Origin of the sequence: Streptomyces colwelliae (assembly GCF_048158785.1) — a bacterium.
Taxonomy (GTDB): Bacteria; Actinomycetota; Actinomycetes; order Streptomycetales; family Streptomycetaceae; genus Streptomyces.
The window spans coordinates 1-22,891 of the sequence record NZ_JBLTJC010000158.1 but is presented as its reverse complement, the minus strand read 5'-3'; the positions used below and the strand labels follow the sequence as shown (position 1 = coordinate 22,891).

At 70.1% G+C, this 22,891-nt stretch carries 21 protein-coding genes and 2 pseudogenes; 12 read left to right on the top strand and 11 right to left on the bottom strand.

The window, feature by feature from the left end; all coding sequences use genetic code 11:
- Positions 1–213: 213 nt before the first annotated feature.
- The 4 genes and pseudogenes from ACNFOC_RS28990 to ACNFOC_RS28975 form a co-directional block, all read left to right on the top strand.
- Positions 214–999 (top strand): annotated as a pseudogene (locus tag ACNFOC_RS28990) (cytochrome c oxidase assembly protein); the annotation flags it as partial.
- Between the two features lie 117 nt (positions 1,000–1,116).
- Complete coding sequence (locus ACNFOC_RS28985) at positions 1,117–2,403, top strand: DUF6777 domain-containing protein (RefSeq protein WP_416962030.1); 1,287 nt, start codon at positions 1,117–1,119, stop codon at positions 2,401–2,403.
- A 25-nt stretch (positions 2,404–2,428) separates the two neighbouring features.
- Positions 2,429–4,288: a serine/threonine-protein kinase gene (locus ACNFOC_RS28980; protein WP_416962029.1), complete on the top strand. Its 1,860-nt coding sequence runs from the start codon at positions 2,429–2,431 to the stop codon at positions 4,286–4,288.
- A gap of 13 nt (positions 4,289–4,301) precedes the next feature.
- Positions 4,302–4,460 (top strand): hypothetical protein, encoded by a 159-nt coding sequence (locus ACNFOC_RS28975; RefSeq protein WP_019070924.1) that lies wholly within the window; start codon positions 4,302–4,304, stop codon positions 4,458–4,460.
- Positions 4,461–4,464: 4 nt separating this feature from the next.
- On the opposite strand, the gene ACNFOC_RS28970 is transcribed toward ACNFOC_RS28975, so the two are convergent.
- The 4 genes from ACNFOC_RS28970 to ACNFOC_RS28955 all read right to left on the bottom strand — a co-directional run bounded on the left by ACNFOC_RS28970 (position 4,465) and on the right by ACNFOC_RS28955 (position 8,579).
- Positions 4,465–5,682, bottom strand: coding sequence for a sensor histidine kinase (locus ACNFOC_RS28970; protein ID WP_416962028.1), 1,218 nt, complete (start codon positions 5,680–5,682; stop codon positions 4,465–4,467).
- 67 nt (positions 5,683–5,749) lie between these two features.
- On the bottom strand, positions 5,750–7,462 hold the full coding sequence (locus tag ACNFOC_RS28965; protein WP_416962027.1) for a sodium/solute symporter: 1,713 nt from the start codon (positions 7,460–7,462) through the stop codon (positions 5,750–5,752).
- A gap of 5 nt (positions 7,463–7,467) precedes the next feature.
- Positions 7,468–7,827, bottom strand: a complete 360-nt coding sequence (locus ACNFOC_RS28960) for a hypothetical protein (RefSeq protein ID WP_043669057.1) — start codon at positions 7,825–7,827, stop codon at positions 7,468–7,470.
- Between the two features lie 2 nt (positions 7,828–7,829).
- On the bottom strand, positions 7,830–8,579 hold the full coding sequence (locus ACNFOC_RS28955) for a LytR/AlgR family response regulator transcription factor (RefSeq protein ID WP_033278248.1): 750 nt from the start codon (positions 8,577–8,579) through the stop codon (positions 7,830–7,832).
- Between the two features lie 77 nt (positions 8,580–8,656).
- Here ACNFOC_RS28955 and ACNFOC_RS28950 point away from each other — a divergent pair, with 77 nt between their 5' ends.
- The 3 genes from ACNFOC_RS28950 (at position 8,657) to rocD (ending at position 11,319) form a co-directional block, all read left to right on the top strand.
- Complete coding sequence (locus ACNFOC_RS28950; protein WP_416962026.1) at positions 8,657–9,160, top strand: Lrp/AsnC family transcriptional regulator; 504 nt, start codon at positions 8,657–8,659, stop codon at positions 9,158–9,160.
- 123 nt (positions 9,161–9,283) lie between these two features.
- Positions 9,284–10,096, top strand: a complete 813-nt coding sequence (ddaH, locus tag ACNFOC_RS28945; RefSeq protein ID WP_416962025.1) for a dimethylargininase — start codon at positions 9,284–9,286, stop codon at positions 10,094–10,096.
- Positions 10,093–11,319, top strand: a complete 1,227-nt coding sequence (rocD, locus tag ACNFOC_RS28940) for an ornithine--oxo-acid transaminase (protein WP_416962024.1) — start codon at positions 10,093–10,095, stop codon at positions 11,317–11,319. Before ddaH ends, rocD begins: the two co-directional genes overlap by 4 nt.
- 182 nt (positions 11,320–11,501) lie before the next feature.
- Here rocD and ACNFOC_RS28935 read toward each other — a convergent pair whose 3' ends face one another.
- The 3 genes from ACNFOC_RS28935 to ACNFOC_RS28925 all read right to left on the bottom strand — a co-directional run bounded on the left by ACNFOC_RS28935 (position 11,502) and on the right by ACNFOC_RS28925 (position 12,663).
- Positions 11,502–11,741 (bottom strand): hypothetical protein, encoded by a 240-nt coding sequence (locus ACNFOC_RS28935; protein ID WP_416962023.1) that lies wholly within the window; start codon positions 11,739–11,741, stop codon positions 11,502–11,504.
- Between the two features lie 203 nt (positions 11,742–11,944).
- Positions 11,945–12,172: a hypothetical protein gene (locus ACNFOC_RS28930; RefSeq protein WP_416962022.1), complete on the bottom strand. Its 228-nt coding sequence runs from the start codon at positions 12,170–12,172 to the stop codon at positions 11,945–11,947.
- Between the two features lie 257 nt (positions 12,173–12,429).
- Entirely contained in the window at positions 12,430–12,663 is a 234-nt protein-coding gene (locus tag ACNFOC_RS28925) for a hypothetical protein (RefSeq protein WP_416962021.1), read from the bottom strand.
- A 271-nt stretch (positions 12,664–12,934) separates the two neighbouring features.
- Between ACNFOC_RS28925 and ACNFOC_RS28920 the strand changes: the two genes are divergently transcribed.
- The 5 genes from ACNFOC_RS28920 (at position 12,935) to ACNFOC_RS28900 (ending at position 19,551) form a co-directional block, all read left to right on the top strand.
- Entirely contained in the window at positions 12,935–14,242 is a 1,308-nt protein-coding gene (locus ACNFOC_RS28920) for an EfeM/EfeO family lipoprotein (protein ID WP_416962020.1), read from the top strand.
- A complete protein-coding gene (gene efeB, locus ACNFOC_RS28915; protein WP_416962019.1) occupies positions 14,239–15,459 on the top strand; it encodes an iron uptake transporter deferrochelatase/peroxidase subunit in 1,221 nt (406 codons plus the stop codon). Before ACNFOC_RS28920 ends, efeB begins: the two co-directional genes overlap by 4 nt.
- A 205-nt stretch (positions 15,460–15,664) precedes the next feature.
- The gene (locus tag ACNFOC_RS28910) at positions 15,665–17,557 is read left to right on the top strand and encodes a phospholipase C (RefSeq protein WP_416962018.1); all 1,893 of its coding nucleotides are present in this window, start codon (positions 15,665–15,667) and stop codon (positions 17,555–17,557) included.
- A gap of 188 nt (positions 17,558–17,745) precedes the next feature.
- A complete protein-coding gene (locus ACNFOC_RS28905; protein ID WP_416962017.1) occupies positions 17,746–18,465 on the top strand; it encodes a lysophospholipid acyltransferase family protein in 720 nt (239 codons plus the stop codon).
- Positions 18,466–18,525: 60 nt separating this feature from the next.
- Positions 18,526–19,551, top strand: coding sequence for an NAD-dependent epimerase/dehydratase family protein (locus ACNFOC_RS28900; RefSeq protein WP_416962016.1), 1,026 nt, complete (start codon positions 18,526–18,528; stop codon positions 19,549–19,551).
- A gap of 81 nt (positions 19,552–19,632) precedes the next feature.
- Here ACNFOC_RS28900 and ACNFOC_RS28895 read toward each other — a convergent pair whose 3' ends face one another.
- From ACNFOC_RS28895 to ACNFOC_RS28880, 4 genes and pseudogenes are all read right to left on the bottom strand, one after another.
- Entirely contained in the window at positions 19,633–21,213 is a 1,581-nt protein-coding gene (locus tag ACNFOC_RS28895; protein ID WP_416962031.1) for an alpha/beta hydrolase, read from the bottom strand.
- 164 nt (positions 21,214–21,377) lie between these two features.
- Complete coding sequence (locus ACNFOC_RS28890) at positions 21,378–22,145, bottom strand: urease accessory protein UreD (RefSeq protein ID WP_416962015.1); 768 nt, start codon at positions 22,143–22,145, stop codon at positions 21,378–21,380.
- On the bottom strand, positions 22,133–22,726 hold the full coding sequence (gene ureG / locus ACNFOC_RS28885) for an urease accessory protein UreG (protein ID WP_416962014.1): 594 nt from the start codon (positions 22,724–22,726) through the stop codon (positions 22,133–22,135). The genes ACNFOC_RS28890 and ureG overlap by 13 nt, the downstream gene beginning before the upstream one ends.
- 32 nt (positions 22,727–22,758) lie before the next feature.
- Positions 22,759–22,845 (bottom strand): annotated as a pseudogene (locus tag ACNFOC_RS28880) (ABC transporter permease); the annotation flags it as partial.
- Between the last annotated feature and the right edge of the window lie 46 nt (positions 22,846–22,891).

Below are 22,891 nucleotides of genomic sequence, written 5' to 3'. Positions count from 1 at the left end.
TCATGGCGCTGAACTGGATGTTGCCGGTCACGGTCACCGCCGACGCCCATTTCGTCGACACCAGCGCGCTCACCCCGTACGAGACGGCGGCCAGGATCGCCGGGGCCGTCGGCAGCGGTGCCGTGCCCGTGTGCGACATCGTGCAGGCGCAGGCCTCCTTAGCTCAGTTGGCCAGAGCAACGCACTTGTAATGCGTAGGTCGTCGGTTCGAATCCGACAGGGACGATCTCCTACGTCATCGGTGTGCTGACCATCGGGCTGGTGATGTGCACCAAGCTCAACGACTACGGCATGGTCATGTTCAGCGTGCACATGGTGCAGCACATGGTCATCAGCATGTTGTCGCCGATCCTGTTGCTGCTCGGCGCCCCGATCACCCTGGCGTTGCGCGCGCTGCCCCCGGCGGCCCGGGGGCGCAAGGGGCCCCGTGAGCTGCTGTTGATGTTCCTGCACAGCCGGTACATGAAGATCATCACGCATCCCGCGTTCACGATCCCGTTGTTCATCGCGAGCCTCTACGCGCTGTACTTCACGCCGATCTTCGACTTCCTGATGGGGTCGAAGACCGGGCACATCGCGATGATGGTGCACTTCCTGGCCGTGGGCGTGGTGTTCTTCTGGCCGATCATGGGTGTGGACCCGGGGCCCAGCCGGCCGGGTTATCTGATGCGGATGCTGGAGTTGTTCGCGGGGATGCCGTTCCACGCGTTCTTCGGCATCGCGTTGATGATGGCGTCGGAGCCGATGGTCCAGACGTTCAAGAACCCGCCCGCCTCGCTCGGCATCGACGCGCTCTCCGATCAGAACGCGGCCGGCGGTATCGCCTGGGCGTTCAGCGAGGTCCCGTCCGTGCTGGTGCTGATCGCCCTGCTGTTCCAGTGGTACAGCTCGGAACAGCGGCAGGCCAAGCGCCAGGACCGGGCCGCCGACCGGGACGGCGACAAGGAACTCGAGGCGTACAACGCCTATTTGGCCTCATTGAACACACGAGGCAATTGAACACATGCGGCAACTGAGCGGCAATTTCGTTCAGTAGCATAAAGCGCGATGGGGGAACCGCCACCGGGGGGAGCGGTAATGACATTTCGCGCTGTTGTGCAAAGGACCGGAATTCCGGTGATCCGCAGGATCGCCGTGCTGCTCGTGTGTGTCCTGGTCGTGAGTGGACTGAGCGGATGCGGTGAGAGCGCACATACGTTCGCCGTGCAGGCGGTCACCGCCGGAGTTCCGTCGCTCGCGCCTTTCTTCGACGAGAAACAAGGACTGGGCCAGGACGCCGAGGTCCGCTCTATGCCGGTGCGGGGCAGCTTGCAGCAGGGGGACACGCCTGGTCTGTACGGGGGCACCAAGAAGCCGACCGTGTGTGACGTGGCGAAGCTCAAGAGGTTCCTGACCGATCCCGCGAATCATCAGAAGGCGGTCGCCTGGTCGGGCGTGCCGGGTATCAGCACGGACGAGATTCCGGCCTATCTGGATCGGCTCACACCCGTACTCCTGCGTCACGACACTCTCGTACAGAACCACGACTACAAAAAGGGAAAGGCCACGCCCTACAACTCCCTTCTCCAGGCGGGAATCGCGATTCTCGTCGACGAGCGGGGAGAACCCGCCGCGAAGTGCTCGTGCGGAAATCCGCTGCGCCCCTTCAAGGGCGACGCGAGCCGGATTTCCGTCAAGTTCGAGGACGGCAACAAGAAGTGGAACGGATATCGCGCGTCCTCGGTCGTGGCCGTGCGTCCAGCGCCCCAGAAGGTGGAGGGGCTCGCTCTCGTCGACGTCGACGATCCCGACCGCGGTATCGAGCGTCCGGTCGGTACGACCGGCAAGCACGACACCGCCTTCGACACCCGGAAGCAGCACGCTGTGCCCGACCTCGCGGGGGCGACGTTCGGGGACGCGCGGCGGCGACTGGTGAGCAGTGGTCTGGCCGTCGGGTACGGCGGGAACGCGCTGCCGTCCGACGACGCGCACGTCACGGCGACCGATCCGCCGGCCGGGACCGAGCTGCGGTTCGGGGAGTACGTCCTGCTGAGCGTGGCCGACGGGACGAGCGGGGGCTCGGCTTCCACTCCCCCGGGTCCGACGTCCGCCGGGCCGACGCTGCGTCCGCCGACGTCCACGGCACCGCCCTCGACGGCCCCTCCGCCGCCGCCCACGTCCTCGTCACCGCCCTCGGCACGGCCGTCATCGCCACCGCCGTCCGACCCGCCGCCGTCGAGCGGTTCGCCCACGACCGCTACGCCCTCCGTGGTGACCCACTCGCCCTCGACGAGCGCACCGGTCACCAGCAGCGCCCCGGTGACGAGTGCTCCCGTGACCAGCAGCGCGCCCGTCACCGCCGGCGCCTCCGTGACGAGCGGCGCCCCGGTCACCGGCACGCCCACGACAACAGCCGAGACGTGACGCGGCCCCGGAAGGAGGACTCCGCATGCCTCAGGGATCGCCGACCTCGGGAGTGGGCCGGGTCATCGCCGGCCGCTATCTGCTGCTGAACCAGCTGGGCAGTGGCGGTATGGGACATGTGTGGCTCGCACATGACCAGAGGCTGGCCTGTGAAGTCGCGCTCAAGGAGATCGTGTTCAGCAACCCGGCCTACGCCGACGCCGAGCGGGAGGCCCGGGTCGCGCGGGCCCGGGCCGAGGCACGGAACGCGGCGGGGCTGCGCGGGCACCCACATGTGGTGACCGTGCACGACGTGCTGGAGCACGAGGGGCTGCCGTGGATCGTCATGGAGTACGTGGCGGACGCGGTGGACCTGCGCGACATGGTCGCCCGGTACGGCTCACTGGCCCCTGCGGAGTGCGCCCGCATCGGGCTCGCCGTACTGGACGCGCTGACCGCCGGGCACCAGCGGGGCGTCATGCACCGGGACGTGAAACCGGCGAACATCCTGCTCGCGCCGGACCGCACGGGTTCGCCGTACGCCCGCGTCCTGCTCACCGACTACGGCATCTCGGTGCAGCCGGACGCCGGGGAGACGCGGTACACGCTGACGTCCGTGCTCGTCGGCACTGCGGGTTATCTCGCGCCGGAGCGGGCCACGGGCGGGCCGCCGACCGCCGCCGCCGACCTGTTCTCGCTGGGCTGCACGCTGTACCACGCCGTCGAGGGCCACGGTCCCTTCGTGCGCGAGTCGCCGCTCGCGGAGATCACCGCGGTGGTCATGGAGGACCCGCTGCCCCCGGTCCGCGCGGGCGCCCTCGCCCCGGTGCTCCACGCGATGCTGGAGAAGGATCCGCTACGGCGGATTCCGGCGGCGGAGGCCGAGGCGGCGCTGGCGCGGATCGTGACGCCGCAGACGGACCCGGGGGCGGGGGCGTACGCCCGGACCCAGACCGACCTCGGCTCGCAGTCGCCGTGGGAGGGCCAGGCCGTGCTGGAGCCGGTGGCGGCACCGATACCGTTCACCGGGGAGCCACCTGCGTCGCACTCCCCCACCGGCCGGCGCCGCCGCCCCCGTCCCCGGCTCCGCCAGGCCGTCCTCACGGGCCTGCTCGGGCTCGCCCTCGCCCTGGGCGGCGTCTGGTACGCGATGGCCCACCAGCCGCCCGGCGACAACACGAGCACGGAGAAGGACAGCCCGCCGTACGGCACAGCGATCGGGCTCTCCGCGCCGCTCAAGGACGGCGACTGTGTCACCGCCGACTGGCCCGGTGGGAAGCTCTTCCAAGGGACGCCACGGCTCGCCGTCGACCCCACGTGCCGGAACTCGGTGCCGGACGGGCAGGTGATGGCGTTCGTGTCCACCGCGTCCGCGAGTGAGGCGCGCAAGGCCGGGGCGGACCGGTGTGCGCGGCGGACGCGGGGGATGCGGGGGAGGCTCGCGGACGTGCGGGGCCTCGCCGTCGTACCGACCGATGCCGGTTTCGAGGCCGCCGGACACCGGACCGCGTGTCTGGTGCTGGGCGCGCACGGGCCGGTCTACGGGCCGCTCGGCAGCCGTCGCGCCCTCGGGTCGGCGTTCGCGGACACGTCGACGATGCAGAAGCGGGACTGTCTGGACGTGCCCTCGGACCGGGCCGCGAGTCTGGTCTCCTGTACCGGCGAGCACGACCAGGAGGTGGTCGGGTTCACCCGGTTGGGCGCGGGCGTCACGCTGGCCCAGGCCCGTACGCGGTCGGACGCGGTGTGCGCCCGGGACGTGCCGCCGGCCGACTACGGCTTCGATCCGTCGGTGTACGAGGCGGCCTCCTGGACCAGCAACGGTCCATGGAAGTCGGGCACACATTTCGTCGTGTGCGCCGTTCGGAAGCAGAACGGGGGCACCATGGAGAGGGACGAACCATGAGGAGGGTGTTGCGATGCCCGGTTCCACGAAGACCATGGGGGTGATCACCGTCGGCGGACTCGTAGTGGTGACCGCCTACACGGTGGCGCTCGGGAGTAACGGCTGGCTGTGGTTCGGCTGGGTCGTGCTCGGGCTGATCACCCTCGGGATGGTGGCCACGCGCAGCACCTGACGCGCTATTCCCCACTCCGCCGGCTCGCCGAGTGCACGCCCGGCTGGTACTTCGGCAGCCGGGCGGTGATCTTCATGCCCGCTCCTACGGCGGTCTCGATGACGAGGCCGTAGTCGTCGCCGTAGACCTGGCGGAGCCGGTCGTCGACGTTGGACAGGCCGATGCCGCCCGAGGGGCTGACCTCGCCCGCGAGGATGCGGCGGAGCAGGTCGGGGTCCATGCCGGCGCCGTCGTCCTCGATGACGACGAGCGCCTCGGCGCCCGCGTCCTGCGCGGTGATGCTGATACGGCTCTTGCCCGCGGCGGTCACGGCCTTGCCCTCCAGGCCGTGCTTGACGGCGTTCTCGACCAGCGGCTGGAGGCACAGGAACGGAAGCGCCACCGGCAGCACCTCGGGGGCGATCTGCAAGGTGACCGACAGGCGCTCGCCGAAGCGGGCCCGGACCAGCGCCAAGTAGTGGTCGATGGCGTGGAGTTCGTCGGCGAGGGTGGTGAAGTCGCCGTGCCTGCGGAACGAGTAGCGGGTGAAGTCGGCGAATTCCAGGAGCAGTTCACGGGCGCGCTCAGGGTCGGTGCGGACGAAGGACGCGATCACCGCGAGCGAGTTGAAGATGAAGTGCGGGGAGATCTGGGCCCGAAGTGCCTTGATCTCGGCCTCGATCAGGCGGGTGCGGGACTGGTCCAGGTCCGCCAACTCGAGTTGTACGGAAACCCAGCGGGCGACCTCTCCGGCGGCTCGGACGAGGACGGCGGACTCGCGTGGTGCGCAGGCGACCAGCGCGCCGTGGACCCGGTCGTCGACGGTGAGCGGGGCGACCACCGCCCAGCGCAACGGGCAGTCGGGAGCGTCGCAGTTGAGCCGGAACGCCTCGCCGCGGCCGGTCTCCAGAGGGCCCGCGAGGCGTTCCATGATCTCGGCCCGGTGATGGTCGCCGACGCCGTCCCAGGCGAGGACCTGCTTCTGGTCGGTCAAGCAGAGCGCGTCGGTGCCGAGCAGCGTGCGCAGTCTGCGGGCCGAGCGGCGGGCCGTCTCCTCGGTCAGGCCGGCGCGCAGCGGGGGCGCGGCGAGGGACGCGGTGTGCAGGGTCTGGAAGGTGGCGTGCTCGACCGGGGTGCCGAGCCCGCCGAGGCTCGCGGGCCGTGCGGTGCGCCGCCCGAGCCAGAACCCGGCGGCCAGCAGCGGGAGTACGGCGACACAGAGGCCGGCCAGGAATCCGCTCATGTGCCCGCCTCCGTAAGGAAGTTGGGCGATCCGCTCGCGGCGACGCCAAGGACGCCCTGGAGTCTCGTCACGCCTTCACCTCCGCCCGCAGTTCCTCCGGCAGATGGAACCGCGCCAGGATCGCCGCCGTTCCCGTCGGCACCCGGCCCGGCGTGGCCAGGGACACCAGCACCATGGTGAGGAACCCCAGCGGCACCGACCAGAGCGCGGGCCAGGCGAGCAGGGCGTGCAGTGGGCCCGTGCCCGGGAAGCCCGCCATGGTCGCGGCCACGGCGACGAACGCCGACCCTCCGCCCACCAGCATCCCGGCGGCCGCGCCGGGCGGGGTGAGCCGCGTCCACCAGATGCCGAGAACCAGCAACGGGCAGAAGGAGGACGCCGATACGGCGAACGCGAGCCCCACGGCGTCGGCGACGGGCAGCCCGCCGACGAGGACGCTCGCCGCCAGCGGTACGGCCATGGCGAGGACCGTGCCGAGTCTGAAGTGCCGTACTCCGCGCGAAGGAAGGACGTCCTGGGTGAGGACACCCGCGACGGCCATGGTCAGCCCCGACGCGGTGGACAGGAACGCGGCGAAGGCGCCGCCCGCGACCAGCGCGCCGAGCAGATCGCCGCCGACGCCGCCGATCATGCGGTCGGGCAGCAGGAGTACGGCCGCGTCGGCGTCGCCGGTGAGGGTGAGTTCGGGGGTGTACAGGCGGCCGAGGGCGCCGTAGACGGGCGGGAGGAGGTAGAAGGCGCCGATCAGGCCGAGGACGGCGACCGTGGTGCGGCGGGCGGCGACGCCGTGCGGGCTGGTGTAGAAGCGGACGACGACGTGGGGCAGGCCCATGGTGCCGAGGAAGGTGGCGAGGATGAGGCCGTACGTCGCGTACAGCGGGCGTTCCTCGCGGCTCGCGGCCAGCGAGGTCGACATGCCGCCGTTGGTGCCGCGGTCGGCGACGGGGACGGGGGTGCCCTTGGCGAAGGTGAGGCGGGTGCCGCGCTCGATGTGGTGGGTGCCGGCGGGGAGTTGGAGCTTCGTGGCGTCGTGCGTGTGGCCGTCGACCTTGCCGGTCACCGTGACCGTGAGGGGGTGGTCGAGCCTGAGGTCGAGCGTCTCGTCGACCCGAACTGCCCGCTGTTCACGGAACGTTGCCGGTTCCTCGAAGGCGCGCCGGGGCGCTCCGTCGCTCTGCCAGGCGAGGATCAGGAAGAGGGCGGGGACGAGCAGCGCGGTGAGCTTCAGCCAGTACTGGAAGGCCTGGACGAAGGTGATGCTGCGCATGCCTCCGGCCGCGACGGTGGCGACCACGACGACCGCCACGATCAGGCCGCCGAGCGAGTCGGGCGCCCCGGTGAGGACGGTCAACGTGAGCCCGGCGCCCTGGAGTTGGGGCAGCAGGTACAACCACCCCACTCCGACGACGAAGGCCCCGGCGAGGCGTCGTACGGCGTGCGAGGCGAGGCGGGCCTCGGCGAAGTCGGGGAGGGTGTAGGCGCCGGAGCGGCGCAGTGGGGCGGCGACGAACAGCAGCAGCACCAGGTATCCGGCCGTGTAGCCGACCGGATACCAGAGCATGTCCGGGCCCTGTACGAGGACCAGTCCCGCGATGCCCAGGAAGGAAGCGGCGGAGAGGTATTCGCCGCTGATGGCGGCCGCGTTGAGGCGGGGGCCGACGGTGCGGGAGGCGACGTAGAAGTCGGAGGTGGTGCGGGAGATGCGCAGGCCGAAGGCGCCGACGAGGACCGTCGCCACGACGACGAGGGCGACCGCCGGTACCGCGTAGCTGGAGTTCACCCGGCTCAGCGGTCCTCTACGAGGCGTACGAAGTCGCGTTCGTTGCGTTCGGCGCGGCGCACGTACCAGAGGGCGAGGAGGACGAGCGGGGCGTAGAGGCAGAAGCCGAGGACCAGCCATTCGAGGCGGTGGGAGTCCGGGGTGGCCGCGAAGACTAGGGGCAGGGGGCCGACGAGCAGCACGAGGACCGCGAACACCGTGAGGGCGGCGCGGAGTTGGGTGCGCATGAGGGAGCGGACGTAGGTGTGGCCGAGGGTGGTCTGTTCGTCGATCTCGGTGCGCGGGCGGGAGTAGCCGGAGGCGCGGCGGGTGCGGCGGGGTGGGCCGGTGACGACGACCCTGCGTTCGGTGGGGTCCTGGGGCATCGTCATGACCTCCGCATCAGCAGGTCCCGCAGTTCGCGGGTGTGGCGGCGGCTGACCTGGAGTTCCTCGCCGCCGACCAGAACGCTCACCGTCCCTGCGTCCAGGCGGAGTTCGCCTATGTGGCGCAGGGCGACGAGATGGCGGCGATGGATGCGGACGAAGCCGCGGGCACGCCAGCGGTCCTCCAGGGTGGACACCGGGATGCGGACGAGGTGGCTGCCCCTGTCGGTGTGCAGGCGGGCGTAGTCGCCCTGTGCCTCGACGTGGGTGATGTCGTCGACGGCCACGAAGCGGGTGACGCCGCCGAGTTCGACGGCGATGTGGTCGGGGTCGGGTTCGTGCACGGGTATCCGGGGTGCGGAGCCGCCGAGTTCGGCGGCCCGGCGCACGGCCTCCGCGAGCCGTTCCTTGCGAACGGGTTTCAGCACATAGTCAACTGCCTTGAGATCGAAGGCCTGTACGGCGAAGTCCTCGTGCGCGGTGACGAACACGACGAGCGGCGGTTGCGCGAAACCCGTCAGCAGCCGTGCCATGTCGAGGCCGTCGAGGCCGGGCATCTGGATGTCGAGGAACACGACGTCGATCGCTTCCGGTCCGTCCGGGCCTGATTCCAGGGCCCTGTTGATACGGCGCAGCGCCTCGGTCGCGTCGCCCGCGCCCTCCGCGCTGCCGATGCGTGGATCGGCGTTGAGCAGGTAGAGCAGCTCCTCCAGGGAGGGGCGTTCGTCGTCGACGGCGAGGGCGCGCAGCATGAACGTGGAGTGTAGGAGTAATTCGTACGCCTGGACATGTACCGGGCGTGGACGTTCGCGCTGGATACAGTGCCGACATGAACAGCAGGACCACTCCGTTCGACGGACTCGACCGGAAGATCATCACCGCGTTGATGGCGAACGCCAGGACCAGTTTCGCCGAGATCGGCGCGGCGATCGGACTGTCCGCGACGGCGGTGAAGCGGCGGGTGGACCGGCTGCGGGAGACCGGTGTGATCACCGGGTTCACGGCGACCGTGCAGCCGTCCGCGCTCGGCTGGCGCACGGAGGCGTACGTGGAGGTGTACTGCGAGGGCGCCGCGCCCCCCAGGCGGCTCGCGGAGGTGGTGCGCAACCATCCGGAGATCACCGCGGCGATGACGGTGACCGGTGGCGCGGACGCGCTGCTGCACGTCCGGGCGACCGATGTGGACCACTTCGAGGAGGTCCTGGAGCGCATCCGGCAGGAGCCGTTCATCCGGAAGACGATCAGCGTGATGGTGCTGTCCCACCTCCTCCCGGAAAGCCCGGAAGCGGGCGCGACCCACCCGGCACCGGGAGACGCATCAGACGTGCGCTGAGGGCAGGAAAGACGCAGCGTTCCTGCGTAGACACGCAGCGCTCATCGCTTGTCGGGCGTATAGGTCGTTTCCTACCGTGGTGTCAACCCCAGTCGTCATCACAGGAAGCGGAGGGACCCCTCTGTGCCCGACACCCGTGTGCGGCGCCGGCGGCGCTTTCTCGTCTGCGAACCCAGACACTTCGCCGTGCAGTACGCGATCAACCCCTGGATGCATCCCGACATCCAGGTGGACGTCGATCTCGCCCAGGAGCAATGGCGGACGCTGATCGACACCTACCGCTCCCACGGCCACACCGTGGACACCGTGCCCCCGGCCCCCGGCCTCCCGGACATGGTCTTCGCCGCGAACTCGGCGGTCGTCGTCGACGGCCGCGTCTTCGGCTCCCTCTTCCACGCGCCCGAGCGGCGCCCCGAGTCCGACCACTACGACATGTGGTTCAAGGCGGCGGGCTACGACGTCCACCGCCCCGAGTCGGTGAGCGAGGGCGAGGGCGACCTGATCCCGACCGGCCGCTATGTGCTGGCCGGCACCGGTTTCCGTACGACCCGCGAGGCCCATCGCGAGGTGCAGGAGTTCTTCGGCGTCCCGGTGATCAGCCTGACGCTGGTCGACCCGTACTTCTACCACCTGGACACGGCGCTGTTCGTCCTCGACGAGGACAACATCTGCTACTACCCGGACGCGTTCTCGCCGGGTAGCCGCGAGGTGCTGGCGCGACTGTTCCCCGACGCGGTGCTCGCGACCCGTGAGGACGCGATGACGTTCGGCCTCAACTCCGTGTCGGACGGCCTGCACGTCTTCATCGCGCCCCAGGCCGAGGCACTGGCCTCGCGCCTCGCCGACCACGGTTACGTCCCCGTCCCCGTCGACCTGTCGGAGTTCCACAAAGCCGGCGGCGGCATCAAGTGCTGCACCCAGGAGATCCGCTCATGACCGCACCCGCCAGTGCCCGTACGTCCACCGACCTCATCCGCGCCGAGGAGCCGGTCCTCGCGCACAACTACCACCCGCTGCCGGTGGTCGTCGCCCGCGCCGAGGGCACCTGGGTGGAGGACGTCGAGGGCCGCCGCTACCTCGACATGCTCGCGGGCTACTCGGCCCTCAACTTCGGCCACCGCCACCCCGCGTTGATCGAGGCGGCCCACCGCCAGCTCGACCAGCTGACGCTCACCTCGCGCGCCTTCCACAACGACAAGCTTGCCGAATTCGCCGAGCGGCTCGCGGAGTTGACCGGCCTCGACATGGTGCTGCCGATGAACACCGGCGCGGAGGCGGTCGAGAGCGGCATCAAGGTGGCCCGCAAATGGGCCTACGACGTGAAGGGCGTCCCCGCCGACCAGGCCACCATCGTCGTCGCGGCGGAGAACTTCCACGGCCGTACGACGACGATCGTCAGCTTCTCCACGGACGAGACGGCGCGGGCGGGCTTCGGTCCCTTCACTCCCGGCTTCCGGATCGTGCCGTACAACGACCTCGCCGCGCTGGAGGCGGCGGTCGACGAGACGACGGCGGCGGTGCTGATCGAGCCCATCCAGGGCGAGGCCGGGGTGATCATCCCGGACGCGGGCTATCTGGCCGGCGTGCGTGAACTGACCCGCCGCAAGGGCTGCTTGTTCATCGCGGACGAGATCCAGTCGGGGCTCGGCCGCACCGGTCGCACGCTCGCGGTGGAGCACGAGGGTGTCGTCCCGGACATGCTGCTGCTCGGCAAGGCGCTGGGCGGCGGGATCGTGCCGGTGTCGGCGGTCGTCGCGCGGCGCGAGGTACTGGGGGTACTACACCCGGGCGAGCACGGCTCGACGTTCGGCGGCAACCCGCTCGCCGCGGCGGTCGGCACGGCGGTCGTCGAGCTGCTGGAGACCGGTGAATTCCAGCGCAGGGCCACGGAGTTGGGCGTGGTACTGCGGGACGGCCTGACCGAACTGGTCGGCAAGGGCGTGGTCGGTTTCCGCTCACGCGGTCTATGGGCGGGCGTCGACGTCGACCCGGCGATCGGCACGGGGCGCGAGATCAGCGAACGCCTCATGCGCGAGGGCGTGTTGGCCAAGGACACGCACGGCTCCACGATCCGGCTGGCGCCGCCGCTGACGATCACGGCGGACGAACTCCGGTCGGCAGTGGGCGCGTTGGAGAGGGTGCTGACGCAGGGGGCGTGAACCTGCGTGAGCTGTCGGGGCTGGCTGGATCGGCGGACGGGGGGCGGTCCGGCCAGGCCTGCGGGGATACGCGCAACTCCCAAGAGGGGTGAGGTGTGTGTGGGGGGGGGCGGCTGGACCGACGCACGTGAACCGGTCCAGCCAGGCCCGCATTGCTGCACGTAACTCCCGGTCGGCGAAGGCTACTTACCGACCGCGTTCTGCTCCGCAGGAGTGCCGGTGCCGGTTCCGGTGTCGGCCAGGGCGGCCTGGGTGAGGAGGCGGCGGGCCAGGTCGCGGGCCTCGGCGACGGTGAGTGAGGCCCAGAGTCCGGGCTCGCCGCGCACGACGGGGCCCACGTCCAGGGTGACCCGGCTGATCGGCCGTTCCGGGATCGCCAGCAACAGCCGCTTCACCGCGACCTGTCGGCCGCAGGTGGTCACCAACGGTGCTTCACCTGACGGCGGGAGCGGCTCCTGCCCTGACCGATTCATCTCCTCCACGACCCTTCCCTGAGTACCCGGCGAGGTATCAGGAGCAGCGCCGAAGAAGGCCGGGTTGTTCCCGGACACCGGCGGCGCCACCCGGTCCGGCCGAGGGCGGGCACGGGTGCTCCCGACCGACCCCGACCGGCTGCCGGGTCGTGTCAATCCGCTGCGACGTCCGGCCAACCGTCCGTTCTCCCGAGCACGTCCTGCACCCCGGTCTGTATCCAGTCGGCCTGGCTGTCGTCGGCCTCGGCACCCGCGAGAGCGACAAGCCTCGCCGCGGCCACCGTCCCCACCCGGGCCAACGCCGCCGCCGTCCGCCGGGTCACCGCCGAGTCCTCGGCGTCCAGCAGCAGCCTCACCAACGCGTCTGCGGCCTCAGGCACATCAGCGAAGGGGGCGAGGTCACACCCGGCACGAACACGTTGCGACCATGAAGGGGACGAGGCCCTGGCCAAGGCCTCCTCCAGCCCACTCGTCATCTCCGGCACGACCAGACGGTCTCATGCTCCCCGACCGGGATCGAGCCCGGGCCAAGGCCGCCCACACTCGGCGAAGGCCATGGATGCTTCCTGCGGGTCGTCCCCCGTCCCCCGTCACACCGTCTGCGTCGGCTCCGCGACGGCACCTTCAGACCGGCCGGTCAGTCCTCCGGTCGAAGTCGCTGTCGAGCGGCCTCAAGTCGCTGGTCGTAGTCGGCGGCGAACAGTTCAGGAAGAGCCACGTCCAGCGTTCCGGCGATTCGATGGATCGGCGCCCAGACCGCCGGATCGTCGACCACGCGGCTGAGGTCCGTCATCTGAAGCCTCTCCAGCCAGTGCGACAGCACCAGTGCCTCGTCACTCGTGAGCTTGATCGTGACCTGTCTGTCGTTCATGCGCACCCCTCCGGCTCGGCCCCACCCTCGACCGCACGAACCTACTGGTCTTCGACCTTGACCAACGCACAGAGGCTCCCAGCCCCGCCGTAGCCCACCGTGCACGCCGGCGCAGCACACCGTGGCGGTCACGGACCGTCCGGTGAACCCCGGGCGAATTCTCGCCCGCCCTCCGGTCAGAACAGGGTCAAGGGACGAGGTGGGGGCCGTAGCGCCCTCATAAGATCGCTGGCACCGCCATCTTTCGTACGACTCCCCCTGGAGGCCCGGCGTGCCCGAACCCGCGCACGGCGCCGAAGCCGATGCCGATGCCGAGCCAGCTCCGATCCCGGCCTCGGAGCTGACCCCGCCCACGCCCGAGCCCCATGCCGACCAGCCCCGTACCGCCCGCCGCCGCACCGTGCTGCTCGCGACCGGTGCCCTGGTCGCCGTAGCGGCAGTGGTCGCCGGCGTGCTCGCGGCTGGCGGCTCCGGCTCGGCGGACAAAAAGGCCACTGCCGCCGACGGGCTCCCCCACACCACCGTCGAGGTCGCGACCTCCGGGTGCGGGAGCGGCTGGACGCATCCGCAGGCGGGGCATCAAGTCTTCGAGCTGCACAACACGTCCAGTACGGCCGCCGAGGTGTATCTCACCGACGCGAAGACCGGCGCGGTCTACGGCGAGGTCGAGGGGCTCGCGCCGGGTACCGTCCGGCCGCTCGGAGTCACCCTCGGGAACGGTTCGTACGCCTTCAAGTGTCTGCCCGACGACGCGGACGCCGTGACCGGACGGACCGTGCGGATCAGCGGCTCGAAGGTGAGGAGCGGGCCGGCCGCCGTGCCCATCACGCAGCAGGAACTCATCCCGCCGACTCTCGCCTACCAGAAGTGGATTCAGGCCCGGACCGTCGAACTCGCCCAGAAGACCGACGTGTTGCGTACCGCCGTCGACCGTGGCGACCTCGCGGCGGCACGAAAAGCCTGGCTTCCCGCTCATCTCGTCTACGAGCGGATGGGCGCCGCCTACGGCACCTTCGGTGACTCCGACGGCGCGATCAACGGCACCACGGCCGGGCTCGCGGGCGGGGTGCACGACGCCGGGTTCACCGGGTTCCACCGGGTCGAGTACGGGCTGTGGCACGGCGAGTCGGCGAGCGGGCTGCGCGGTCCCGCCGATCAACTCGCCCAGGACGTCCACGCGTTGGAGCGCAGTTGGCCGACCGAGCGGATGGATCCGGCCGACACCGGTCTGCGCGCGCACGAGATCCTGGAGAACACCGTGCAGTTCGAGCTGACCGGCCGCACCGACTACGGCAGCGGCACCAACCTCGCCACCGCCCGCGCCAACCTCGACGGCACCCGGGTGCTCATCGGGTATCTGCGCCCGCTGCTGAAGAAACGGGACGCCGGGTTCGCCGAACTCGGTACGTGGATGGACCGGGCCCAGCACACCCTGGACGGCCTCGATCACTCCGGGAAGTGGACGCCCTTGGCTCAACTCACCCGTCCGCAAAGGGAGAAGGTCGACGCCGACCTCGGTGGACTGGTGGAGCGGCTGGCCGACGTGGCCGCCCTCACGGACGTACGGAGGACCGCGTGAAGCGCGTGAACGAGGTGGGCCGCCGGGGTTTCCTGGCGAGTGCGGCAGCCGTGGCCGGGGGCGGTCTTGTCGCCGCCGATCGTGGTGCCGCCGAGGCTGCCGTACGTACGTCGGCCGCGACCGTGCCCTTCCACGGGCTCCATCAGGCCGGGATCATCACGCCCGCGCAGCGCGCCACGGCGTTCGTCTCCTTCGACACGACAGCCGCCGATCGGTCCGAACTCACCGACCTGCTACGGACGTTGACCGACCGGGCCCGCTTCCTCACCACCGGCGGCAGCCCGGCTGACCTCGGCATCACCGCGCCACCCGCCGACTCGGGCACGCTCGGCCCGGACCTCCCCGCCGATCGGCTCAGCGTCACCGTCGGCGTCGGGGCGTCCCTCTTCGACGACCGCTACGGGCTCGCGAAGCTCACGCCCCGCCGCCTGACCGCGATGCCCTCGTTCCCCGACGACGATCTCAACTCCGCCTGGTGTCACGGCGATGTGAGTGTGCAGTTCTGCGCCGACAGCGCGGACACCGTGCTGCACGCGCTGCGCGATGTCACCCGGCACACGCGCGGTGGCCTCCAAGTGCGGTGGCGGACGGACGGGTTCATCAGTCCGCCGCGCCCCTCGGGCACCCCGCGCAACCATCTGGGGTTCAAGGACGGCATCGCCAACCCGGAGGTGACGGACGCCCGCGCGATGAACGACCTTGTGTGGGTGGGCAGTAGCGGCGGCGAACCGGACTGGGCGACCGGCGGCAGCTATCAAGTCGTACGGCTGATCCGGATGTTGGTGGAGTTCTGGGACCGGGTCTCCATCACCGAGCAGGAGCGGATGTTCGGCCGCGCCCGGGACACCGGCGCCCCGCTGGACGGACGCCACGAGAAGGACACGCCCGACTTCGCGCAGGATCCGCAGGGCGATGTGATCCCGCTCGACAGCCACATCCGGCTCGCCAACCCGCGCACCACGCAGAGCGCCGATCAGCGCATCCTGCGCCGGGGCTACAACTACGACCGGGGCATGGACAGCAACGGCAACCTCGACATGGGCCTGCTGTTCTGCTGCTACCAGCAGGACCTGGCCCGGCAGTTCGTGAAGGTGCAGGAGCGGCTGGCCGGTGAACCGCTGGTCGACTACATCTCGCCGTACGGCGGCGGCTACTTCTTCGCGCTGCCCGGGGTGCGGGACACGTCCGACTGGCTGGGCCGCACCCTGCTGACCTGAGGCAGCTCAGACCTGAGACATCGCCGATCTGAGACACGGGTCAAGAACAGGCCAACAGACCATGAGAATTTCCTGACCGGGCGTTCGCTCTCACGTCATTGCCCCTCCCCCGCCCCGCCGTCACCATTGCCGAGGCTTCGGCCATAGGTGTCACGGCCACGGACGGCGTGACAGCAGAACCACTGCTCCCTGAAGGCGAGACAGCATGATCGGCAAAGGAAGAAACCCCGGTGCACGACGCCGGTTGACGCGCGTGGGCGCCCTGCTCGGCGCCGCGGCCCTGGCCACCGCGGGCGGGGCCGTCCCCGCGTCGGCGGCCTCGAACGGCCACCAGCCCTCGGGCGGCACGCACACGTCGACGCCGATCAAGCACGTGGTCGTGATCTACGACGAGAACATCTCGTTCGACCACTACTTCGCCACCTACCCCGAGGCCGCGAACACGGACGGCACCAAGTTCAAGGCCGCGGCGCACACGCCGAAGGCCGACAACCTGCTCAACGCCGGGCTGCTGAAGAAGAACCCGAACCTCTACACGCCCACACGGCTGAGCAGTTCGCAGGTGATGACCTGCGACCAGAACCACTCCTACGGTCCCGAGCAGTACGCGGCCGACGGCGGCAAGGCCGACAAGTACGTCGAGAACACCGAGGTCAACAAGTGCACCGGCCTCTTCGGCGAGCCCGGCCTGGTGATGGACTACTACGACGGCAACACCGTCACGGGCATGTGGAACTACGCCCAGCAGTACGCCCTCAACGACCGTTCCTTCAGCTCGAATTACGGTCCCTCGACGCCCGGCGCGCTGAACCTGATCTCGGGTCAGACGCACGGCGTGATCTCCGTCGACCCGGCCTCCGGCACCGAGAACCCGAAGCAGACGACGACGCCGGACTCGTACGCCGTGGTCTCCCCGAACGCCAAGGGCGTCGGCACGGTCATCAACGACCCCGACCCGGCCTTCGACGACTGCTCGGACAAGGACCACACCGCGACCAGCGCGCTCGCGGAGATGCAGGGCAAGAACATCGGCGACCTGCTCAACTCCAAGAACGTGAGCTGGGGTTGGTTCCAGGGCGGCTTCCGTCCCAGCACCGCGTGGGACGGCAAGAGCGGTGACTACGCCAAGTGCGCCGGCACCACCCACACCAACGTCGGCGGTGCGGCCTCCGAGGACTACAGCCCGCACCACTCGCCGTTCGAGTACTACAAGTCGACGTCGAACCCGCACCACCTGGCGCCGAAGTCCGTCGCCGAGATCGGGCACAACGGCCGGGCGAACCACAACTACGACCTGACCGACTTCGACGCCGCGCTGAAGGCCGACAGCCTTCCGGCAGTGAGCTTCCTGAAGGCGGCCGAGTACCAGGACGGGCACGCCGGTTACTCCGACCCGGCCGACGAGCAGAACTTCCTGATCAAGGAGATCAACGCCCTTCAGAAGTCGCCGGAGTGGAAGTCGACGGCGGTCGTGCTCGCCTACGACGACTCCGACGGCTGGTACGACCACGTCTCCTCGAAGGTCCTGAACGGCTCCACGGACTCGACCGTCGGCTCCAACAGCAAGGCCACGGACAGCCCGGCCTGCCAGTCCGGTCCGGCCGCGAAGGGCGGCTACGCGGACCGCTGCGGTCCCGGTACCCGGCAGCCGCTGCTGGTCGTCTCGCCGTACAGCAAGGTCAACAAGATCGATCACACCGCCACCGAGCAGGCGTCGATCACGCAGTTCATCGAGGACAACTGGCACACGGGCCGCATCGGTGACGCGTCCTTCGATCAGCGGGCGGGCAGCCTGGCCAACATGTTCGACTTCCGGCACCCCAACAACAAGCAGGTGCTGCTGAACGCGAACGGCTCGGTGAAGTCGGTCAAGCGGATCCCGCACTACACGCAGACGTCGTCGACGGCCACGACGGCCCCGTACCCGGCGTACGTCCAGGACCTGAAGGCGCAGAACGTCGCGGACAGCGGCACGACGTCCGCCACGGCCCTGCCGGTCGCCGTGGGAGCCGGTCTGGTCACGGCGGTCGGTGCGACCACCGCGTTCGCGCTGTACCGGCGCCGGTCGCGCGCCAGGGGTATGACGGCGTCCATGTGACCCCGTTTCGTTGAGCGTTGGAGGGCGGCGAGGAGATCTCGCCGCCCTCCGTCGTACCCGGCGGCGGCCTGATCGCCACCGGTTCCACCCAGCGACACCTGCCCCTACACTGGCAGCTCACGAGGTACCGGGTGACCTGCGAGAACAGGTCGGTCGAGCCGACCCGCCGGAGTGAGGAGCGACCCCCCTTGTTCTACTACCTCCTGAAATACGTCATTTTGGGGCCTTTGCTCAGGCTGGCCTTCCGCCCCCGGATCGAGGGCCTGGACCACATACCGGAGGAGGGCCCGGCGATCGTCGCCGGCAACCACCTGTCGTTCGCCGACCACTTCCTGATGCCGGCGGTCCTCAAGCGCCGCATCACCTTCCTCGCCAAGGCCGAGTACTTCACCGGCCCCGGCATCCGCGGCCGCCTCACCGCGACCTTCTTCCGCAGCGCGGGCCAGATCCCGGTCGACCGCTCCGGCAAGGAGGCGGGCCAGGCCGCGATCCGCGAGGGCCTCGGCGTCCTGAGCAAGGACGAGCTGCTCGGCATCTACCCGGAGGGCACCCGCTCACACGACGGCCGCCTCTACAAGGGCAAGGTCGGCGTCGCGGTCATGGCCCTCAAGGCCCAGGTCCCCGTCATCCCCTGCGCGATGATCGGCACCTTCGAGGCCCAGCCGCCCGGCAAGGTCATCCCCAACATCCACCCCGTGACGATCCGCTTCGGCAAGCCCCTCGACTTCTCCCGCTACGCCGGCATGGAGAACGAGAAGGCCATCCTGCGCGCCATCACCGACGAGATCATGTACGCGATCCTCATGCTCTCCGAGCAGGAGTACGTCGACCAGTACGCGGCCGTCGCCAAGGCTGAGGAGGCGGCAGCGGCGAAGGAACGCAAGTTCCCACGCCTGCCGCTGAGTTAGCCGTCTGCTGTCGGCAGAACAGCCGGGCGCGGAAGGCCGTACGGGTCGTATCGTCCCGGCATGAGACGTGCTGTGGTGATCGGAGCGACGGGACAGATCGGGCGGGTCGCCGTGGGCGCGCTGGCCAGGGACGACTGGGAGGTGACGACCGTCTCGCGGGGCGGCGGGCGGGACCGGGACTGGCCCGACGGTGTACGCGTCGCACGGGCCGACCGGGAGGACGACAAGGCTCTCTCCACGGTGGTCGGCGACGGTTGCGACGTCCTGGTGGACGTGGTCGCCTACGGGCCGGAGCACGCACGGCAGTTGACCTCGCTCGCCGACCGGGTCGGCTCGGCGGTGGTGGTCTCCAGCCTGTCGGTCTACGAGGACGACAAGGGCCGCACCTTCGACACCCAGCAGGAACCCGACGGCTTCCCCGTGTACCCGGTGCCGATCACCGAGGACCAGCGCACGATCCGGCCGGGCGAGGCGTCGTACAGCACGCGCAAGGCCGGTCTGGAGCACGAACTCCTCGCCGCGGGCGGCCAGTTGGCCACCACACTGCTGCGCGCGGGCGCGATCCACGGACCGTACTGCCAAACTCCGCGCGAGCTCTACTTCGTCAAGCGCAACCTGGACGGCCGGCCCCGGCGCGTCCTGCCCTACGGCGGACGCAGCCGCTTCCACCCGGCAGGTGTCCGCAACATCGCGGAGTTGATCCGGCTGGCCGCCTCGCGGCCCGGTGCCCGGGTGCTCAACGCCGTGGATCCGGACGCGCCGACGGTGGCGGAGATCGCCGCCGCGATCGACGCGGTGATGGGCGTCGAGGCGGAGAGCGTGCTGGTGGACGGCCCGGCTCCGTCCGCCACCGTGGGCGAGACGCCCTGGTCGGTGCCGACGCCCGTGGTGTGCGACATGTCCGCCGCGGAGCGGGAGTTGGGCTACCGCCCGGTGGCCCGGTACGCGGAGACACTGCCGGAGACCGTCGCCTGGATCGAGGGTCAACTGGCCGGACGGGACTGGCGCGAGGCGTACCCGAAGATGCTCGCCGCGTACGGCGACCTCTTCGACTACGCGGCCGAGGACGCCTGGCTGGCGAAGTGACAAAGGGGCGGCCGGTTCAGAACCGGCCGCCCCTCGTCACGTACAACTGCTGCCTACGGCTTGCTGCTTACCGCATGCTGCTTACGGCACCGGCGTCGCGTGCGGGGTGCACGTGAAGTCGGCCTTGTCGAGCTTGCCGGTCAACAGGTAGGCGTCGACACGGGAGTTGATGCACGGGTTGACCAGACCGGTCACACCGTGCGAACCGGCGTCCTTCTCCGTGATGAGCCGGGAGCCCTTGAAGCTCTTGTGCAGGACGACCGCGCCCTCGTACGGCGTGGCGGCGTCGCGCTGCGACTGCACGATGAGGACGGGCGGCAGACCCTTGCCGGTCTTGACCTTGACCGGGGACTGCTGCTTGACGGGCCAAGTGGCGCACGGCAGGTTCATCCAGGCGTTGGACCAGGTCAGGAACGGGTACTGCTTGTTGAGCGCCGTGTTGTCCTTGTCCCACTTCGCCCAGCTGGTGGGCCACTTGGCGTCGGTGCACTCGACGGCCGTGTAGACGGCGTTGCCGTTCTCCGAGGAGATGTTGCCCGCGGTGTCCGACATGTCGGGCGAGGCCGCGTCGATCAGCGGCTGCGGGTCACCGGCGACGTACTTGCTGAACGCGGTGGCGACCGGCACCCACGAGGAGTCGTAGTACGGGGCGCCCTGGAAGAAGCCGAGCAGCTCGGCCGGTCCGACGACCCCGCCGAGCGGGCTCTTCTTGGCGGTGGCGCGCAGCTGGAGCCACTTGGCCTGGACGGCGGCGCGGGTGGTGCCGAGGTGGAAGGCCGCGTCGTTCTTGGCGACCCAGTCCTCCCAGTCCTTCCAGCGGCCCTCGAAGGCGACGTCCTGGCCCAGGTTGGCCTCGTACCAGATGTTGTCCTGCGCCGGGTTGACGACGCTGTCGACGATCATGCGGCGGAGGTGGCTCGGGAACAGCGTGCCGTAGACCGCGCCGAGGTAAGTGCCGTAGGAGACGCCCAGGTAGTTGAGCTTCTTCTCGCCGAGGGCGGCGCGGATGACGTCGAGGTCGCGCGCGGTGTTCGGCGTGGTCATCTGGGCGAGCATGGTGCGGCCGGTGCGCTCGGCGCAGCCGTCGGCGTACTCACGGGCCAGCTTGCGCTGCGCGTTCTTGTCGGCCGTGCTGTCCGGTACCGGGTCCGCCTTGGGCGCCTTCACGAACTCCTGCGGGTCGATGCAGGAGATGGGCGCCGAGTGGCCGACACCGCGCGGGTCGAAGCCCACGAAGTCGTACGCCTTGGAGGTGTTGACCCACAGCGGGTTCTTGGTGGTGACCCGGAGCGGGAAACGCATTCCGGAGCCGCCCGGACCGCCGGGGTTGTAGACGAGCGCGCCCTGGCGCTCCGCCGCGGTGCCGGTGCTGACCGCACGGTCGACGGCGAGCTTGATCTTCTTGCCGTTCGGCTTGGTGTAGTCGATCGGCACGGTGACCCAGCCGCACTGGACCGGCTTCGCGAAGCCCCAGTCGGCGGGGCAGTCCTGCCAGTCGATCCCGGCCTTGGCGGCGCGGGCGGCGGTGAGCGCGGCGCCCTGGGCGGCCGCGCGGTCCTGCCCGTACCCGGCGTTCTGGCTGGTCTGCGCGTTGGCCGCGGGTGCCACCACGGCGCCGGCTATCAGTGCCGCCGCGGCGAATCCGGCCGAACCGAACGCCATCACCCGGCTCTTCGGTCTGTTGTGCCTCAAGTGGGCCCCTCCCCGTACATCGTTGCGAAATGGTCTCGGAGGATCCTCGCGGCTGTGAGGCACCTGAGAACAGAGGCGGTTGACCTTCTTTACCAATCCGATAAGCGGAAACTCGCGCACCGCTCAGCGGATACTCACCCGAGGGACGCCAACGCCTCGTCCAGCACCCGCCGCAGCCGCAGCCCGTCCGCCGCGACGGCCGTCACCAGCACGGCGGGCCCGGCGAGCGGCATCAGGGCCGCACACTCCCCCAGCATCCGGGCCGCGACCGGCTCCCGGGCGAACTCCGGCCGTACGACGACGAGTTGCCCCACAGCGCGATGCCCCGCGAGGACGGCGGGCCCGTCCCAGCCGCCCGGCGCTCCGGGCCCGCAGGCCAACTCCTGGTCCAGGACGGTCCGTCCGGCGATCCGCAGCGCCAGTCTGCTGGTGAGCCGTCCGGGTTCCTCACCGGCGCGCCCGAGCACCTGCTCCTCGCGCAGCACGAGCCGGGCGGAGTCGGCGAGGTCGACGCGGGTCGTGACACGCAGGTCGCTACCGCGCACGGAGATCAACTGCTCGGGCAGCCAGTGCAGTTCACCGTCCTCACCGACCCTGAGCCGCACGTCGTACCGCGACTCCCCCTTCGCCTGCCCCGGCAGAGCGATGGTCGCGGCGGCGGATCCCACCCGCAGTCGAGCCCCACACTCAACACCAGCCTCGACGGCGAAGTGATCACCACCGAGCGGCCCGCTCATGGCCCCGACGAGCATGACCTGAGCCTCGGCCCCCGTCCCCCGGGTCCGCCGCAACGCGAGCGGCCCGTCCCCTTCCAACACGGGCAGCGCGGTACCGCCCCGCCCGTCCTCCCGGGCCACGATCCGTGCGGTGGCCCGCACCCCGCTCACGATCACGCGACCCACGCGGCAAGCCGCTCCCGCACCCAGCCGGCGACATCGCCAACCCCCGCCTCTGTCCTCAACGACTGGAAGACGACGGGCAGTTCGGCCCGCTGCGCCTTGGCGTCGGCGGCCATCCGCCCCAGATCGGACCCGACGTACGGCGCGAGGTCGGTCTTGTTGACGACGAGCAGATCGGCGGTGGTGACACCGGGCCCGCCCTTGCGCGGAATGTCGTCCCCGCCGGCCACGTCGATGACGAAGATCTGCGCGTCGACAAGCCCCTTGGAGAAGGTCGCGGTGAGATTGTCCCCACCCGACTCGACAAGGATCAGATCCAACGGCCCGACCTCGTCCTCCAGATCCTCAACGGCTTCGAGGTTGGCGGAGATGTCGTCCCGGATAGCGGTGTGCGGACAGGCCCCGGTCTCCACGGCGGTGATCCGCTCGGGCGGCAACACGGCCTCCCGCAACAGGAATTCGGCGTCCTCACGGGTGTAGATGTCATTGGTGACGACGGCGAGGGACAGCTCGTCACGCAGCACCCGGCAGAGCGCGGCGACGGTAGCGGTCTCCCCGCCGGCCGCGACCGCCTCGGCCGTCATCCGCGCACCCCCGCCGTACGCAGCCCTTCCCACAGCGGCAGCGTGATCCAACTGGAGCGCAGCGACCAGAACTTGGACCACTCCGAACGGATCACCCGTCGGCCGGTCACGCGGTACATCGGACGCACCGGCGATGGGACGGTCGTAGGCGAAGTGACGGTGTCG

What these genes read in the sequence shown, in the direction of transcription:
- ureG (WP_416962014.1), bottom strand. Translation starts at nt 22,726, where the DNA reads ATGACGGCCGAGGCGGTCGCGGCCGGCGGGGAGACCGCTACCGTCGCC.
- ACNFOC_RS28950 (WP_416962026.1), top strand. Translation starts at nt 8,657, where the DNA reads ATGAACAGCAGGACCACTCCGTTCGACGGACTCGACCGGAAGATCATC.
- ACNFOC_RS28925 (WP_416962021.1), bottom strand. Translation starts at nt 12,663, where the DNA reads ATGAACGACAGACAGGTCACGATCAAGCTCACGAGTGACGAGGCACTG.
- ACNFOC_RS28960 (WP_043669057.1), bottom strand. Translation starts at nt 7,827, where the DNA reads ATGCCCCAGGACCCCACCGAACGCAGGGTCGTCGTCACCGGCCCACCC.
- ACNFOC_RS28895 (WP_416962031.1), bottom strand. Translation starts at nt 21,213, where the DNA reads ATGGCGTTCGGTTCGGCCGGATTCGCCGCGGCGGCACTGATAGCCGGC.
- ACNFOC_RS28900 (WP_416962016.1), top strand. Translation starts at nt 18,526, where the DNA reads ATGAGACGTGCTGTGGTGATCGGAGCGACGGGACAGATCGGGCGGGTC.
- ACNFOC_RS28975 (WP_019070924.1), top strand. Translation starts at nt 4,302, where the DNA reads ATGCCCGGTTCCACGAAGACCATGGGGGTGATCACCGTCGGCGGACTC.
- rocD (WP_416962024.1), top strand. Translation starts at nt 10,093, where the DNA reads ATGACCGCACCCGCCAGTGCCCGTACGTCCACCGACCTCATCCGCGCC.
- ACNFOC_RS28955 (WP_033278248.1), bottom strand. Translation starts at nt 8,579, where the DNA reads ATGCTGCGCGCCCTCGCCGTCGACGACGAACGCCCCTCCCTGGAGGAG.
- ACNFOC_RS28970 (WP_416962028.1), bottom strand. Translation starts at nt 5,682, where the DNA reads ATGAGCGGATTCCTGGCCGGCCTCTGTGTCGCCGTACTCCCGCTGCTG.
- ACNFOC_RS28910 (WP_416962018.1), top strand. Translation starts at nt 15,665, where the DNA reads ATGATCGGCAAAGGAAGAAACCCCGGTGCACGACGCCGGTTGACGCGC.
- ACNFOC_RS28980 (WP_416962029.1), top strand. Translation starts at nt 2,429, where the DNA reads ATGCCTCAGGGATCGCCGACCTCGGGAGTGGGCCGGGTCATCGCCGGC.